16 protein-coding genes are annotated in these 14,365 nt (G+C 59.9%); 6 read left to right on the forward strand and 10 right to left on the reverse strand.

Features of this window, described 5'->3' with window-relative positions:
• The first annotated feature begins 18 nt into the window (after window positions 1–18).
• Together MRBLMR1_RS01035 and MRBLMR1_RS01040 are read left to right on the forward strand one after the other, a co-directional pair.
• The gene (locus MRBLMR1_RS01035) at window positions 19–228 is read left to right on the forward strand and encodes a hypothetical protein (RefSeq protein ID WP_148143064.1); all 210 of its coding nucleotides are present in this window, start codon (window positions 19–21) and stop codon (window positions 226–228) included.
• A gap of 83 nt (window positions 229–311) precedes the next feature.
• Window positions 312–863 (forward strand): hypothetical protein, encoded by a 552-nt coding sequence (locus MRBLMR1_RS01040; RefSeq protein ID WP_148143065.1) that lies wholly within the window; start codon window positions 312–314, stop codon window positions 861–863.
• Between the two features lie 21 nt (window positions 864–884).
• Here MRBLMR1_RS01040 and MRBLMR1_RS01045 read toward each other — a convergent pair whose 3' ends face one another.
• Window positions 885–2,087 carry a pyridoxal phosphate-dependent aminotransferase gene (locus MRBLMR1_RS01045; protein WP_148143066.1) on the reverse strand — a complete coding sequence of 401 codons (1,203 nt, stop codon included), beginning with the start codon at window positions 2,085–2,087 and terminating at the stop codon, window positions 885–887.
• An 11-nt stretch (window positions 2,088–2,098) separates the two neighbouring features.
• Complete coding sequence (locus tag MRBLMR1_RS01050) at window positions 2,099–2,743, reverse strand: TetR family transcriptional regulator C-terminal domain-containing protein (protein ID WP_148143067.1); 645 nt, start codon at window positions 2,741–2,743, stop codon at window positions 2,099–2,101.
• A 206-nt stretch (window positions 2,744–2,949) separates the two neighbouring features.
• Between MRBLMR1_RS01050 and MRBLMR1_RS01055 the strand changes: the two genes are divergently transcribed.
• Both MRBLMR1_RS01055 and MRBLMR1_RS01060 read left to right on the forward strand, forming a co-directional pair.
• Complete coding sequence (locus MRBLMR1_RS01055; protein WP_500063462.1) at window positions 2,950–3,471, forward strand: helix-turn-helix domain-containing protein; 522 nt, start codon at window positions 2,950–2,952, stop codon at window positions 3,469–3,471.
• Window positions 3,472–3,561: 90 nt separating this feature from the next.
• Window positions 3,562–4,149, forward strand: coding sequence for a type I phosphoribosyltransferase (locus MRBLMR1_RS01060; protein ID WP_148143069.1), 588 nt, complete (start codon window positions 3,562–3,564; stop codon window positions 4,147–4,149).
• Here the strand turns inward: MRBLMR1_RS01060 and MRBLMR1_RS01065 are convergent.
• The gene (locus MRBLMR1_RS01065; protein WP_148143070.1) at window positions 4,146–4,895 is read right to left on the reverse strand and encodes an endonuclease/exonuclease/phosphatase family protein; all 750 of its coding nucleotides are present in this window, start codon (window positions 4,893–4,895) and stop codon (window positions 4,146–4,148) included. The genes MRBLMR1_RS01060 and MRBLMR1_RS01065 overlap by 4 nt on opposite strands.
• A 60-nt stretch (window positions 4,896–4,955) precedes the next feature.
• On the opposite strand from MRBLMR1_RS01065, the gene MRBLMR1_RS01070 reads away from it, so the two are divergent.
• Window positions 4,956–5,894, forward strand: a complete 939-nt coding sequence (locus MRBLMR1_RS01070) for a putative bifunctional lysylphosphatidylglycerol flippase/synthetase (RefSeq protein ID WP_148143071.1) — start codon at window positions 4,956–4,958, stop codon at window positions 5,892–5,894.
• On the opposite strand, the gene MRBLMR1_RS01075 is transcribed toward MRBLMR1_RS01070, so the two are convergent.
• Window positions 5,874–7,382, reverse strand: coding sequence for a phospholipase D-like domain-containing protein (locus tag MRBLMR1_RS01075; protein ID WP_500063465.1), 1,509 nt, complete (start codon window positions 7,380–7,382; stop codon window positions 5,874–5,876). The two genes, MRBLMR1_RS01070 and MRBLMR1_RS01075, sit on opposite strands and share 21 nt — an antisense overlap.
• A gap of 88 nt (window positions 7,383–7,470) precedes the next feature.
• The gene (locus MRBLMR1_RS01080; protein ID WP_148143073.1) at window positions 7,471–7,677 is read right to left on the reverse strand and encodes a hypothetical protein; all 207 of its coding nucleotides are present in this window, start codon (window positions 7,675–7,677) and stop codon (window positions 7,471–7,473) included.
• A gap of 410 nt (window positions 7,678–8,087) precedes the next feature.
• Between MRBLMR1_RS01080 and MRBLMR1_RS01085 the strand changes: the two genes are divergently transcribed.
• A complete protein-coding gene (locus MRBLMR1_RS01085; RefSeq protein WP_148143074.1) occupies window positions 8,088–8,594 on the forward strand; it encodes a ferritin-like domain-containing protein in 507 nt (168 codons plus the stop codon).
• Between the two features lie 6 nt (window positions 8,595–8,600).
• On the opposite strand, the gene MRBLMR1_RS01090 is transcribed toward MRBLMR1_RS01085, so the two are convergent.
• The 5 genes from MRBLMR1_RS01090 to MRBLMR1_RS01110 form a co-directional block, all read right to left on the reverse strand.
• Window positions 8,601–8,813, reverse strand: a complete 213-nt coding sequence (locus tag MRBLMR1_RS01090) for a hypothetical protein (RefSeq protein WP_148143075.1) — start codon at window positions 8,811–8,813, stop codon at window positions 8,601–8,603.
• 248 nt (window positions 8,814–9,061) lie between these two features.
• Window positions 9,062–10,108: a glycosyltransferase gene (locus MRBLMR1_RS01095; RefSeq protein ID WP_148143076.1), complete on the reverse strand. Its 1,047-nt coding sequence runs from the start codon at window positions 10,106–10,108 to the stop codon at window positions 9,062–9,064.
• Window positions 10,109–10,272: 164 nt separating this feature from the next.
• Window positions 10,273–12,237, reverse strand: a complete 1,965-nt coding sequence (gene asnB / locus MRBLMR1_RS01100) for an asparagine synthase (glutamine-hydrolyzing) (RefSeq protein ID WP_148143077.1) — start codon at window positions 12,235–12,237, stop codon at window positions 10,273–10,275.
• 60 nt (window positions 12,238–12,297) lie between these two features.
• The gene (locus MRBLMR1_RS01105) at window positions 12,298–13,671 is read right to left on the reverse strand and encodes an FAD-containing oxidoreductase (protein ID WP_148143078.1); all 1,374 of its coding nucleotides are present in this window, start codon (window positions 13,669–13,671) and stop codon (window positions 12,298–12,300) included.
• The gene (locus MRBLMR1_RS01110; RefSeq protein ID WP_148143079.1) at window positions 13,668–14,144 is read right to left on the reverse strand and encodes a DUF4126 family protein; all 477 of its coding nucleotides are present in this window, start codon (window positions 14,142–14,144) and stop codon (window positions 13,668–13,670) included. The genes MRBLMR1_RS01105 and MRBLMR1_RS01110 overlap by 4 nt, the downstream gene beginning before the upstream one ends.
• Window positions 14,145–14,365 lie beyond the last annotated feature (221 nt).

Consider the following 14,365-nt stretch of genomic DNA (forward strand, 5'->3'; position numbering starts at 1 on the left):
AGCCTGGAGGAGGACATGATGACCCGTGGAAGCACATCGGAAGAAGCCACCCGCTTCGGCAGCAGCCAGCCAAGTGTCGCCAGCAGTTGCGGCACCGGCGAGGCCATGTTCAAGACAAGACCGAGCGCAGAGAGTATCGAACTCAACAAGGCCCGCAAGGCATGCGGCGTCGGGGCTGATGCTGTCGAGCGCGACGAGCGTGTCGCCGATGCCGGTGATGCGGGCTGACACGGTTTGACGTGATGGCCGGAGCAGGCGTTAGGTTGGCGCTTCAGTTGGAAATGTGCGCCTCACTGCGCTAACCTTGCCGCATGACGAATCCGGTTTTCATTGGTGCTGCATCGCCACTTTTTGCAGTGGCGGGCATTTATCTGCTCGTTCGCTGTATTTCGAGACTGTGGAAGATCATTTCTCCGAAGGTGAAATACCGCTTCCCGGCAGGAAGCACGCCATACCGCATGAACCTGCCGATCGCGGGGCGGTATGTGGTCAGCGTCGTCATTCCGGCAATGACGTTCATCACCGGGGTTTCCTATTTTTCGGCCCGCTTTTCTATCACGCAGCAGCCATCAGGTGTCGAGCTTGACTATCGCTCCTATGGCCGTTCGCTGTTTCGAACCGAGCGCACGGATATGAGCGGTCGCAAATCGTTTCCGCTGGGAGCATTCGAATGCCCCACGCCCGGTGATTTCGAGATCACCTGCGTCAATCCGGAGACGATACGGGAGAGCTTCCAGTTGGAAGTCTCGCCGCATGTGCCGGGGCTTTATCTCGTCGCCCTTATCCTTGCGACGATCCTGTCGTCCTTCATGGCGATCGGCGGATTTGTCTTCTGTATTCTGTGGCTGGCGGGAAAACTGTAAGAAGCCTTCGCCAGGTTCCGATCAGCGGATATGCAGCGGCGCTTCCTTATGTGCAACGATGCGTCCGGCCAGTTCGCCGATCCGCTGCATCGCGGTTTCCAGCACGTCCTCCGGCACGGTCAGCGAGATGCGCAGAAAACCTGCAGCCTGATCGCCGAAGGAAGTGCCCGGCATAACCGCGACCTTTTCCTCGCGCAGCAGTTCCCAGGCGAATTCCTCGCCGTTGAGGCCCGTTGCCGTCACGTCGAGCAGGATAAACATGCCACCTTCGGGAGGCATGGGTTTTACCAGATTGCTGCCGGCAAACGCCTTTTCGACGATTGCGGCGCGGCGGGCGTAATTCTCGCGCATCACGTCGGCGGTGTCGAAATGCTTAGAAAGCGCCAGCGCCGTCATGTCGGAGATGAAGGGCTGCACGCCGAAGAGCATGGTTTCGGAGACCGGCAGAAGCCGTTCGCAGAATTCTTCCGGACCGGCGGCCCAGCCGGAGCGGAAACCGGGTGCCGCATGGGATTTCGAGATGGAGGAGACGGCAATCGTCCGCTCGGCCAGTTCCGGCATATCGAAGGGCGAGGCGAACTCGGTGCCGTCGAAGATCAGCTGTTCATACACTTCGTCGGAGATGATCCAGAGATCTCGGCTGCGGCAGACTTCACCGATAGCGGCGATCTCGGCTTTGGTCAGCACGGCGCCGGTCGGGTTATGCGGTGTGTTCAGAAGCAGCACGCGCGCTTCCGGCGTGATGGCGCGCTCCAGATCCTCGGCCTGAAGATGGAATTTCTTCTCCGGCCTGAGCGGTACCGGGATCATGTGGGCGCCGGTCGAGGCGATCACGCCTTCATAGGTCGCATAAAGCGGATCGCCGACCAGCACGCCGTCGCCCGCTTCCACAAGGCCGGTCATCACGCCGTAAAGCGCTGTCTGGGTACCGGGGAAGCAGAGGAAATTCTTTTCAGTTACGCCGTTGCGGCGCTTCGAATATTTTTCGACCAGTGCTTTCAGGACTGCGGGTTCGCCACGGCCGTTGGAATAGCGCGTGCGACCGGCATACATGGCACGCGAAGCCTCATCCAGCAGAGCCTTGTCGGGCGCCACATCCGGCTCGCCGATCGTCAGTTCGATGATCTCCTCGCCTTCCGCCTTCATCCGTCGGGCGGTGAGATGCAGGGCCCAGCGGCCGGAGCCGAGATGGGCAAGGCGGTCGGTGATCGAGGCATAACGCATGCGTGGTTTCCTTACTTTTCCAAGGCCAGTTCGCCCGGGGTCAATCTCAACAGCGCCTCAACGGAGGCAAGCGCCGCATCGGCGAGTTCGTGTTCGTCAAACAGATCGGCGGCAAGCGTGCCTTCCAGCCACAATCCGTCGATCAGCGCGTTTAGCGAGATCGCAAAGCTGCGGCATTGTTTTGGCGAAAGCGCGGTGCCGCGCTCATCGAAGAATGTCGACAGAAGTGTTTCGACTTCCCGCAAAAACGCGAGATAGTTGTCACGGTGAATGGCGGCAAAACTCGGGTCTATCTGGATGTGGCTGATGAAGGCGGCCCAGAGCGATAATGTTCGGCTGTCGGTTACAGGCGGCGTCAGGTTGGCGATGATGAAACGGCGAAGCCGTGCCCTTGGCGCCTCGTCCTCGCGGGCGGCCTCGATCGCGGTCTGTGTCATGCCGTTCATCACGGCGCGGTATGCCGCCTCCAGCATCTGGTCCTTGCCGGTGAAGTAATGCCGGATGAGGCCAGCCGTCACACCGGCGCGGTTGGCGATCTGGCGCACCGTGGCACCCTGAATGCCGACTTCCGCTATGCAGTCGAGCGTCGCCAGGATCAGGTCTTCGCGGCGCTCAGCCTCGCTGGCGCGGGTATAGGAGCGGCGGGCTGGTGCCATATCGTCCTCACGCTCTTTTTCTTGCTGCCGATCCTGCCGTTATTATACGACTGAATAAGTTCCGTATAGCAGCAACTCGGTGGTCTTGTCCTTTCGTTGTGGAAGTCGCTTGTCTCCTATATGAACTGAAGTCTACTATCTGAGACGGTTCAGGTGCATGGAGCGTTGTTGAAATGGAGCGTGATCCTGCGGACGCGATAGCTTTCATGCTTAAGCAGGAGAGGGAGGCGCGGAAATGGTCGCTTGCCGATCTCGCCCAGCGATCAGGCGTATCCAAGGCAATGATCAGCAAGATCGAGCGCCGGGAGGCAAGCCCGACTGCGACAGTGCTCGGCAGGCTTTCCGGTGCTTTCGGCGTGCCCCTGTCGGTTCTGATCGCATCGGCCGAAAAGGCTGCCGAAAGGTTGAGCCTTTCGGAAAGGCAATCGATCTGGACGGATCCCGAGACGGGTTATCTCAGAAGAGCGATTTCGCCCGCCGGTGCGCCGGCAGAGCTGATAGAAGTCCAGTTACCTGCAGGTGCCCGCATCACCTATCCCGCCTCAGCCTTCGCCTTTCAGCAGCAACAGATCTGGATACTCGAAGGGTGTCTCGATTTTTCCGAAGGCGCTGTGGAACATGAGCTGAAAGCGGGCGATTGCCTTCTGCTCGGCCCTCCCAGCGATTGCGCTTTCTCGAACCGTGGCCCGTTGCCAGCACGATATCTGGTCGTCCTTTCTCGCAGCTAAATCCCGTTTTCGTGTTATGCTGTCGGAACAATCGGCTGATGTTACCGCTTTGTCCTTGAGAATACGAATAACTCTGGGAGGAGGAATTTCATGCAGGCTGAGCCCCATCCATCCGGTGTCACCGGGCGTAACCTGGCGGGACGCGAGCTGGCTGACCAGCTTTCGGCGCTTTCTCTGGAGCGTATCGTGCTTGTGGCACTTTCTCCCGAAAGCGTCGATCTTGCCTTTGATGCCGCGCAGCGTCTCGGTTGCGAGCTGGACCTTCTGCTTGTCGGGCGAATTCCTGCGCCGGGTCACCCCGAAAAGACGATCGGCGCGGTTCTCGATTTCGAAGTGCCGCAGGTCGTGATCGATGAGGATTTGGCGCGCGCGTCGCATGTGCCTCCGGGTTATCTCAATACCGAGCGCCAACGACAGCTGTGGGATCTCGAACGCCGCCACGTCATGTATCTCGGCGATAATGATGGCCCCTGCCACGATCATGCCGGAAAACACGTGGTGATCGTCGATCATGGGGTTGAGGCATCCATTCTCCAGCTGGTGCTGCAGCGGCTCGGCGAGATCGGTGCACATTCCGTCCGTGTCGCCCGGGTTTCTTCAACCAGCGAGCCGCCGGACGATCGGGCAGTTACGCAGTTCCTGAAACAGGCGCGACGGCTTCAGAAGCTGCTGCACTAGATTTCGATTGTCGCCAGAAGCGGCAGATGGTCCGAAGCGAGCCTTGCGAGAGGGTTGGCAATGACCTCTACCCCTGTCACCGAAACTTCCTTCGATGCAAATATGTGGTCGAGCCTTAGCAGCGGAAAGCGTGATGGGAAGGTCGGGCGCAATTGCCCGGCCATATGGGTGCGCACATCCGTCAAGGCACCGGCAAGCCGCTTATAGGGCGGGCTGGAGGGGATCGAGTTGAAATCGCCGAGCATAACGACCGGCTGGTCGGACATATGGTCACTACCCAGCCATTCCGGACCGAGCAGGATTTCCGCCTGACGCATCCGGTCGATGCGTCTCAGGCCCAGATGGGTATTGATGACCTGCAGGCGCGTTTCACCGACCTCGACTTCGATCCAGATTGCGCCACGCTGTTCCCCCACCGAAGGCAGAGGACCTGCCTTGACCAGTTCCGCCGGCAGGGCAGTCAGGATCGCATCGCCGTAGCGTTCTTCCTCGACATCGAGGGCAGCGTGGAAATGATGCTTCATCTTGAGGGTTTCGGCGATCGTGTGGGCCTGATCGATACCGCCGGTTCGTCTCCGTCCGACATCGAGTTCCTGCAGGCCGATGATATCCGGTTGCGCCGCGGCGATTACTTCGGCAACGCGCTCCGGCGCAAGCCGGCGATCGGTGCCGATACAACTGTGCACATTATAGGTCAGAAGTTTCAGGCGACGGGAAGCCGGCGATCTGGCGGGTGGTGATTGCATAGGGCTGGGAACACCTGTCGCGCGTTTTCGTTCCCCACCTGTAAGAAGGCAGGAGGCATGATGATCGGCAGGAAGCATATTTTACAACTGGGTGTCCTTGCTGCTGTCTGCATTGCTGCGTTTCTCGTCTATCGCAGCCTTGGTCGCTATACGTTCGATGAAGTGGCGGATGCGGCGCAAGCGATCCCTCTCGACAGGCTCGGCGCCGCGCTGATCTTCGTCGCGGCATCCTATCTATGCCTCACCGGCTTCGACACGCTTGCGGTCCGTTATGTCAAAAGGCCACTTGTCTGGAGGCAGGCGGCGCTTGCATCCTTCTGTGCTCTGTCGATCGGCCATAATGTCGGCATGGCGGCGCTCAGCAGCGGTGCGGTGCGTTACCGGTTCTATTCTCGCTGGGGGCTGACGGGTGGGGAGATCGCCAAGGTCATCGGCTTTTGCGGAATTACCGTGGGGCTGGGGCTTTCGAGCCTTGCCGCGATCGTACTGCTTCTCGATCTCGGACCGGATACGGATCTTTTCGGTATCGGTCAGGAGACGAGGGTGGCCGCAGGTCTTGCCTGCCTCGCCGGTCCGGTTGCATATCTGCTTGTCTGCCTCTTCAGGATCCCGGTGCGGTTCCGCAAATGGCGTCTCGATCCGCCGTCGCCCGGTCTGGCGATGGCGCAGATCGGCATCGGCACGCTGAATTTTGCCTGTGTCGCGGCAGCCATCCATCAGCTCATGGCGGTGTTTGGCGAGATCACCTATTTCGAGGTCGCCGGCGCCTATGTCACGGCCAATGTCGCTTCACTCATCAGCCATGTTCCGGGCGGGCTCGGCGTGCTGGAGGCGACGATGCTCGGCATTATTCCCGGCGCCAAGATCATCGGTGCGCTCGTCGCCTTCCGGGTACTCTATTTCTTCTTGCCACTGATGATCGGCCTGCCGACATTTCTTGCCAGCGAGGCTTATTATCGACGCCGCCCGGACAGCTTTTCAAAACATTCGATGGGGTGAGAAGCGCGAGACGAGGCGGCGGAAACCGGCCTGAATCTGCGGGACCGGCCAGAAAGGCTGTTTCGGATCGATGATGCTGGTGCCGGGGATGGATTCGGTCTCGCCCTTTTCGACATCCACGTCGAAGGGCTTCAGATGCCGGCCATTGACGTTCAGCATCTCGATCGTGCGGATCAGCGATCCGGTCTCTTCGAAATGCTGGCGCACCAGCGCGGGATCGGCCGCCAGGTGTTCGGCAAGCAGATCGATCCGCAGTTCCGCAATGGCGGCGCGGCCGGCGGCATCCTGCGGTTCCATCGCCAGATCGCTCTCTGTATCGAGGCCTTCCGAGCGGTTGTTGAGGTTGGAAGAGCCGACACGGACGAAATGGTCGTCGGCGATGATCAGCTTGGAATGGACGATAATCTCCCGCTCGCCACCCCTTTCGTCCGGCGTCACCGCATAAAAGACCCTGAGCCGGTCATATCGGTCGGCGCGTTTCAGCCGGCGGATCAGCCGTGTGCGGTTATGGCCCATCATCAGCTTTTCGAGAAAGCCGTGGGATTCGCGGGTGACGAGCACGACGATCTCGGGGCCGTTCTGTTTACGCAGGCGCCGTGCCAGCGTTCGCGCCACGCCGAAGGAGGCGAGATATTGTGTCTCGATGTAGAGATGCCTTTCGGCTGCCTTCAGCGCATCGTGGGTCAGGCGGATAGCCTCGCGATGACCGCGGCGGCCTTTCCACTTCCATGGCTCGGTCAGCGCCAGGCCGGTCAGGCAATAGGTGAGTGCTGGCTTGAGATCGGACGGCCAGGGCGCGGGGCCGGGTACGTCAACGGGTGCAAGTTCCTCGCCATGAGTCTTCCTCCACCGGCGGCGCGCGACATCGCCGATCAGCTTTGCCATGTCACCCGTGACGATGGTTTGCATGTCGTGGACAGGGCCATAGGAGGTGCCATCCGGCGAGACGCGATCAGGATTGACGATCATGTGCTCTCTGTCGTCCCAGCGTCGGGCCGTCAGGTCAATGCCGCCGAGAAAGGCGGTCTTGTCGTCTATCGCGACGATCTTCTGGTGGTGGCTTGCCCTTAAAGGGTGGCGGAAGTCGAAGCGCAGATCGATGCGCGGATGATCCGCCCAGTCAATCTTGCCGAACATCCGAAAACTCTTGCCGGAATAGATCGGTCCCATGCCCCAGACGAGAATGCGGATTTCGAGTTCCGGCTTCTCCTCGACCATGCGGCGCAGCAGCGTGCCGATCGTTTCCGAACCCTCATCCCGCGGGCGCAAGCGGATGTCAGGATTGAAGTCCCAGCCGACGATGAAGATCGATCTTTTCGCCTGACGCAGCACGTCGTCGAGACGGAGGAAATAGTCTTCGCCGTCTATCAGGAACGCAACGCGTTCCGCTTTCGCCGAGCGCCAGACGTTTCTGCCGGGCTTTATGACCCGCGTGCGATGAAGCACCGGATCAATCAGATCAGAATTGGAAAAATTGCTCACGTCCACCTTGCGCCACCTCGTCATTTCTGACGGATGAACGCCACGATTTCGGTTTTTGTTCCCGCTCCGGCTTCCTAAGCGGTCTTCAAAAGGCTTAGCCGGCCTTCTGGGTCTGCTGCGTGGAGACCTTGGTATCGAACGAACCGACATAGGTGTCGTCGACCATCTGCATGGCAACGAATACGGAGGCCAGGATACCGGCGGTCACTACCAGCAGCTTCCAAAGGCACGGTTTGAACTCGGATGGCTGCTGGGACCGAGCTGCAACGCTGCTCGGCATGCTCTTACTCGATACTGTCATGTCGTTCTCTTCTATGCCGCCGGTTACACCGCATTTCCTGGCGGCATGTACACGGGCGGTCTGTTTGTCTCATCCGGATTGGGGACTGGCGCCTCATCGGGCAGCCTGTCGGGTTCCGGCTCGTTGATCGGTGGATCTGGAGCCCATCCTGGCGCCGGCATGGGCGGCTGCTCTGTTGGCTCTCTTGGATCTTCGATCATCGGCGCCTCCATTAATGCATCGGTAACCCCGGGCGCAAGTGATGGTTCCCATCTTTTTAACAAGTGCTGATATGCCGCAGATGCATCCCTTGAGGGCATCTCGAGGCAATTTCGCGTTCAATGTCAGGGAACTTCCCGTTATGGTTCGGGGTTGCCATTGGCGATCACGAGCCCGTGTATTATCTGTGGATGAGACGAGGGAGGAGCTGCATGACCCATGCGAAGGACAATTTCATTGCCTGGCTGAAAAGCGCCCATGCGATGGAGGAGCAGGCGATCACCTCTTTGACCGCGCAGACGCGGCGACTGGAAAACTACCCGGACCTCAAGGCACGCATGCTCGAACATCTTGAGGAAACGCGCAGCCAGGCGGACGCGCTGCAGAGCCTTCTCAACGATTTTTCCGGTGCGCCGTCCGCACTCAAGGATATTGCCGGGCGCATCGCCGCGACCGTGCACGGAATTCCCGCGCTGGTGATGAATGACGAGGTGGTGAAGTTCACTGCTCAGGCCTATGCGTTCGAACATCTGGAGATCGCGACCTATCGCATGCTGATCGCGGCTGCCGACGAGCTGGGAGAAACCGAAGCCCAGGCCGTGTTCGAACGCATCCTTGCGGAAGAGATGTCGATGGCAAGCTGGCTGGAAGACAATCTCGACCCCATCACCCGGGTTTTCCTGATGCGCGATGAACGGGATTTGCAGGCGAAGCGTTAGCCTTGTTCAACCATAGAAGCTGTGCCCATCGAAGTGACGATGAAGGCTCTTTTCGTCCTTCACGCCGCGCTGATAAAGCTGAATCATCTCAACCGCCACATTGCTTGCCGCAGCGCTGCTGCCGGGCAGGCCGTGTTCCATGCAAACGTCATCGAACACGCGCTTCAGGAACGCAAGCTCGTTAGGGTCGAACGTATGTGTTGCTACTGCGGGTATCATGTCTTGCCTCCATCATGGGGGCGAAAGAACTTCAGTGACGACCTGTCGTCTTTCAGTCGCCGGCGCCCTACACATCAGCCAGCGATGGGGTGAGATTACTACCTTCTGTGGCCGTTTCAAGCGGGGTCAGGTTAAATCGAAGTAATGATTCGGTGACCGGATTTTATCTGCTGTTCACGGCTCTGCAGGCTGGCTTGCAGCAAGTCGGATTACGGGTTCCGGTTGCACAATCGGGCTTAAATCAGGGCTCAGCGGGCGCTCTTTGCCATGGCGGTATCATAAGCATCCGTGGCTTGATCGGCATCGCGGCTCACTTCCGCATCGGGTTCGCCGAGAAGCCGGCTTTCGATCCAGGAACGCGGGTTGCGGCGCGGCGTGATGTAGCCGACCGGCAGGGCGATCGCCTGAAGAAAGCGGATGATCACCGTATAAAGACCCGTCTTCAGCCGTCCGGTGCGCAAGGACGTTACGGCCACGACAAGGCCAAGGCCTGCGGCGATGATCAGGGCGGGCATGGTGACGCCGGGCAGTGTTGCGACAAGCAGCATTGAGCCGAACATGAAGCTCCAGACAAGCGCCAGGATGCCAAGCTCGGGCAGTGCACGCAGCAGCCGATAGAAATAGGGCTTGCCGGTTGCTGCCCGCAAGAGCTCGCCGATGCCGAAAGGCTCCTTGGTTTTTACCTGTTGCAGAAGCAGGTCACGAGAGCGAGCATCATGGCCGTGATGGCGGGCAAAACGGCGATCCAGCCGATGCAGTTTCCAGCCGGCACTGCGCAGGCGAATGCCGAGGTTCAATTCCTCGTAGCCATGCAGGTTGCGGTCGGCCATATAGTCGATCTCTTCGATCGCGCGGCGGCGATAAAGCCCGCCTCCGGCCAACTGGTCCACGGCGCCGATACGCCGATCGGGCAGGAAGCCGCTGCCGGATGCCGCTCCGGTTTCGATATGGCCTGTCACGCCGCCGGTACGCGTATGGCGCTCCAGAAAAGCAATCGCTTCCGGCAGAAATGCCGGATCGAGTTCCATGTCGGCGTCGATCAGGCAGATGAAGTCGTGGCGGGCATATTGATAACCGAGCTGCGAGCCGGCGCCGCTGCGAAAACGCGCGGGACGAGCAATCTGGGTCAGCCGCACAGGATAGGCCGATGCGATCTCGATCGTGCGGTCGCGGGAGCCTAGGTCGGTGACGATGATCTCGCCCTCGCCATCCGGCAGAGCTTTCAGCGCGCACTCGATCGTGCGGGCAATGCGCTTTTCGTCATCCAGTGTCTTGATGATGATCGATACGGTCATGGTGGTGAAACTCCCTGACTTGGTCGCGATTTGTGCCCACGGGTCCCGATCGTGGCGCGGCGTGCTGGAAGGCTTAAAGGCAGGCTCTTCCGATCCTCATAAAGACAATACTAAAATTTTATCGATCACGCGAGCGTGAGAGGCAAAAACGCGTATTTTCGGCCTTAAAGCGAGCTTTTGGATAGTGCCGATATTTTTGTAACCAATTGTTTTTCGGCAAAATTCTTGGCCCATAACTGGGTTGAAAGAATTCCGACAAACGCGGCATTATCGCGAAAACCGGCGACAGTTTGCTTGCGGCATTTTCCGTGAAGCCTTGAGACCGCCACCGGATCGAACAGTCCGGTTGCCGAGACGGCACGTTCGGACAGCATCTCGGAGACGTAAGCCTGCTCATCGGTGCCCGGGCCGGTAAAGGAACTGCTGTCAGGTGCGCGGTATGGCTGTTTCTGACGCTCGATGACGCTGTCCGGCAACAGACCTTTCGCCGCTTCACGCAGGATATGTTTTTCACGCAGGCCCTTGAGCTTCGCATCAGGCGAAAGTTTTGTGGCAAACTCCACCAGCCGGTGATCGAGGAAGGGGAAACGGCCTTCTATGCCATGCGCCATCGCCATCCGCTCGCCCTGGCTGGAGAGGATGTAGCCCGGCAGAAGAAGACGGGTTTCGAGATATTGTGCCTGATGCAGTGGATGCCAGCGGCGGAAACGCTCCGGTAGCCGCGTGCTCAGCTCTTCGGCGGCATCGTAGTGGCCGAGCGTTTCTCGCAGGTCTGCGGAATAGAAGATTTTCGTCGCCGCCGTGCTTTTCATCCGCGGTCGGTGCGAGAAAAGCGGATCGGACGGATCGGTGCCGGAGACGTTGAAGAAGGCCGAAAGATATTCCGCCGACTGCTGCTTCAGCCCGGGAAGATAGGGATAGAGCTTGCGGAAGAGATGCGGCCTGATCTTAGAGCCGGGCTGGCGGGCGCAGAAACGGCGGACTTTCGCTTCCCGAAAAATGTCATAACCGGCAAATACTTCGTCCGCGCCTTCGCCGGTCAGCACCACCTTCATGCCGGTTTCTCGAACGAGACCGGCCAAAGTGTAAAGCGGGGCAGGGGCGGTGCGCAGGATCGGGCGTTCGGTAAACCGGATGATGTCAGGGAAGGCGGTCGCGATCGTTTCAGGCGATGAGGCGATCGAGTTATGACGGGTGCCGAGCGCCGAGGCTACCTGCTGCTGAAAGCTGCTTTCGTCGTGTTCCGCGCTGTCGAAGGTCACGGAGAAGGTGTTCAGTCCGCTCGGCGCCATCGGAGCGGCGAGCGCCGAGATCAGCGACGAGTCGAGCCCGCCGGAAAGATAGGAGCCGACCGGCACGTCGGCGCGCATCCTCAATCTGACGGCATCGCTCAGCAGGGCGCGCAATTCCTCTGTGTGATCTTCATCTGTCGCCCCATGCTCGCCGACATCGGGGAAGTCGAGCGTCCAATAGGGTTTCAACCGGTTCGCTCCGTTCTCGCGAACCAGCATCTGGCCGGGTTCCAGCTCGAAAATGTTGCGAAAGGCTGTGCGCGGCGCGATCGGCGCCCATAGGGTGAATATCTGGTCCAGCGCGACAGCATCGAGTTCGGCCTCGATGCCGGGCACGGTCAAAAGCGCCTTCACTTCCGAGGCGAAATAAAACGTGCCCCTGTGCTCGGTATAAAACAGCGGCCGCACGCCCATGCGGTCTCGCGCCAGCAGCAATTTTCGCTCCGTCGCGTCCCAGATGGCGAAGGCGAAATCGCCGTTGAGCTTTTGCAGGCAGGCCTCGCCGTCATAGGCATAAAGCTGCAATAACACTTCCGTATCCGAGCCGGTACGGAATGTGGCGCCGCGGGCCTTCAGTTCATCGCGCAGTTCGACATAGTTGAAGATCTCGCCGTTGAAGGCGATCGTGTAGCGCCCGTCGGCGCTCGTCATCGGCTGCTGGCCGTCGGAGAGACCGACGATCGATAGGCGTACATGCGAGAGGCCAATGCCGGAGCCGATCCAGATGCCGTGCCCATCCGGGCCGCGATGGGCGATCGCCTGTCCCATGGCCGATAGAAGCGATGGCGCGCGCTCCGCCCCAAACCCTTCTCCCACGTAACCTGCAAATCCGCACATCTCTTCCATCCCGAACCGGATCGTTGATCCGTTCATAAGCGGAAAAGCTTGCCGATCCCCTTATGCGGGCTTCATAGATAGGACGACTGTCGGCCAGAGTTCGGAAACTGTCGGGTGGATCGGCACCGCCCAGCGCAGATCGTCGTAAGTCGCACCGACATTCATCAGGTCCAGCACGCCGTGGATCGCCTCGTCACCGCCGGTGCCGAGCAGGGCCGCGCCGAGGATCTGTTTCGTCTTCGCGTCGGCGACGATCTTCATGAAACCCTTGGTTTCGCCCTTTTCGACCGCACGTCCGACATTCGTCATCGGCCGTGTGCCGACCAGAACATCATGGCCCGCCTTGCGTGCCTCTTCCTCGCCCATACCGACCCGGCCAAGCGGCGGATCGATGAACAGCGCATAGCCCAGCAGTCGTTGCGAAACCTTGCGGTCCTCGCCGTCGAACAGGTTGGCGGCGACGATCTCGAAGTCGTTATAGGCGGTGTGGGTGAAAGCGCCTTTCCCGTTGCAGTCGCCCATTGCCCAGATGCCGTCGACATTGGTGGCAAGCCGCTCGTCCACCTTGATGAAGCCGCGCGCATCGAGCTCTACGCCAGCCTTATCGAGGCCAAGATCGTCGGTATTGGGCCGCCGGCCGACTGCCAGAAGCACATCCGAGCCGATCACTTCGGGTTCGCCTTCGTCGCAATTCACGCCGACTGCTATGCCGTCTTCATGCTTGCGGAAACGGATACATTCGGCATTGGTGCGGATATGGATGCCTTCCGCCTCAAGGGTCTCGCGAACCGCTGCGGAAATGTCCTCGTCCTCGCGGCCGATCAACCGCGTGCCTTTTTCGACGACCGTTACCTCTGCACCGAAGCGGCGATAGATCTGCGCGTATTCCAGCCCGATATAACTGCCGCCGACAATCACCAGATGTTTCGGCAGCCGGTCGAGCATGACGATATCGGTATTGGTCATATAGTGGATGTCGCTCACACCGGCGAAATCCGGGATTGTTGCGCGCGAACCGACATTCAGAAAAATCTGCGGCGCGCTCAGCAATTCATCGCCGACGCGAATGACATCCTTGCTTTCAAAACGGGCGTGGCCGCGGATCAGGCTGCAGTTCGGCATGCCCTCCAGCCAGTTCTCGTTGCCGTGGCGGCTGTCGAGCGTGACCTTGTGAGAGCGGCGCATCACCGCCTGCATGTCGATTGAGATATCGCCGTCAATGCCGACACCATAATCGGCGGCACGGCGGGCAAGGTGGGCGGCATAGGCGCTGGCGACGAGCGTCTTGGTCGGTTTGCAGCCGGTGTTGACACAGGTGCCGCCGACATGTTTGCGCTCGATGATCGCGACCGCCTTTCCCGCATCATTGAACCGGCCGGCAAGCGAGGGGCCTGCCTGGCCGGCACCGATGATGATCGCGTCGAAACGCTTCATATCGTTGCGGCCGCGGGGAGAGACAAAATGATGATAAAGGCCACGACGAAGGCCACGCCATCCTCGATGAAGGCGGCCGGTGCATCCTTGCCGAAAATCTCGGCCAGCTTGGCGCGTGCCCAGGCCCCGCCATAGGTGCCGGCCACGGCGCCGAGGACGCCGGAAACGAGGCCGGCCAGCCAAAGGTCGTAGGGAATGCCGATCGCGGCGCCGGCCACGCCGCCGGTTATCAGCCGGGTGATGAATTGCTGCGGCACCTTGCGGCTCGGCGTGTTGGGTAACTGGTCGGTCACCAGTTCGAACACGGCGAGAATTGTGAAGATCAGCACCGCCCATTTGGAGGCGAGGAAGGACAGCCATGAGCCGGATAGATCAAGCCAACCGAGCGCTGCCGCCCAGGTGACGAGGGCCGGGGCCATCATCGCCCTGAGGCCGGCGACGCCGCCCATGAATAGCGCAAGCAAGGAAACCATCTGAACCCCTATTTCCGCCCGAAGCGGTCTGCCCTCATTGATTGCACAACCACGTGATATCCTACCGCAAGTCAAGCGTCTTGCACGGGATTGCTGCCTGTGACGGTGCTACATAGCAGCCTTCGCTTTCGCCAAAATATCCAAACGCACCCGTCATACGAGAAGCCATTGGAAAATTCTGCGGCGCTCCGTAAGATATGCGCGTTATGGTCGAGGGAGGA

The organism is Neorhizobium sp. LMR1-1-1.1, assembly GCF_040675795.1.
GTDB lineage: Bacteria > Pseudomonadota > Alphaproteobacteria > Rhizobiales > Rhizobiaceae > Neorhizobium > Neorhizobium cellulosilyticum.

Coding starts and splice junctions, on each gene's coding strand:
- MRBLMR1_RS01035 (WP_148143064.1), top strand. CDS start 19: ATGACCCGTGGAAGCACATCGGAAGAAGCCACCCGCTTCGGCAGCAGC.
- MRBLMR1_RS01040 (WP_148143065.1), top strand. CDS start 312: ATGACGAATCCGGTTTTCATTGGTGCTGCATCGCCACTTTTTGCAGTG.
- MRBLMR1_RS01045 (WP_148143066.1), bottom strand. CDS start 2,087: ATGCGTTATGCCTCGATCACCGACCGCCTTGCCCATCTCGGCTCCGGC.
- MRBLMR1_RS01050 (WP_148143067.1), bottom strand. CDS start 2,743: ATGGCACCAGCCCGCCGCTCCTATACCCGCGCCAGCGAGGCTGAGCGC.
- MRBLMR1_RS01055 (WP_500063462.1), top strand. CDS start 2,950: ATGCTTAAGCAGGAGAGGGAGGCGCGGAAATGGTCGCTTGCCGATCTC.
- MRBLMR1_RS01060 (WP_148143069.1), top strand. CDS start 3,562: ATGCAGGCTGAGCCCCATCCATCCGGTGTCACCGGGCGTAACCTGGCG.
- MRBLMR1_RS01065 (WP_148143070.1), bottom strand. CDS start 4,895: ATGCAATCACCACCCGCCAGATCGCCGGCTTCCCGTCGCCTGAAACTT.
- MRBLMR1_RS01070 (WP_148143071.1), top strand. CDS start 4,956: ATGATCGGCAGGAAGCATATTTTACAACTGGGTGTCCTTGCTGCTGTC.
- MRBLMR1_RS01080 (WP_148143073.1), bottom strand. CDS start 7,677: ATGACAGTATCGAGTAAGAGCATGCCGAGCAGCGTTGCAGCTCGGTCC.
- MRBLMR1_RS01085 (WP_148143074.1), top strand. CDS start 8,088: ATGACCCATGCGAAGGACAATTTCATTGCCTGGCTGAAAAGCGCCCAT.
- MRBLMR1_RS01090 (WP_148143075.1), bottom strand. CDS start 8,813: ATGATACCCGCAGTAGCAACACATACGTTCGACCCTAACGAGCTTGCG.
- MRBLMR1_RS01095 (WP_148143076.1), bottom strand. CDS start 10,108: ATGACCGTATCGATCATCATCAAGACACTGGATGACGAAAAGCGCATT.
- asnB (WP_148143077.1), bottom strand. CDS start 12,237: ATGTGCGGATTTGCAGGTTACGTGGGAGAAGGGTTTGGGGCGGAGCGC.
- MRBLMR1_RS01105 (WP_148143078.1), bottom strand. CDS start 13,671: ATGAAGCGTTTCGACGCGATCATCATCGGTGCCGGCCAGGCAGGCCCC.
- MRBLMR1_RS01110 (WP_148143079.1), bottom strand. CDS start 14,144: ATGGTTTCCTTGCTTGCGCTATTCATGGGCGGCGTCGCCGGCCTCAGG.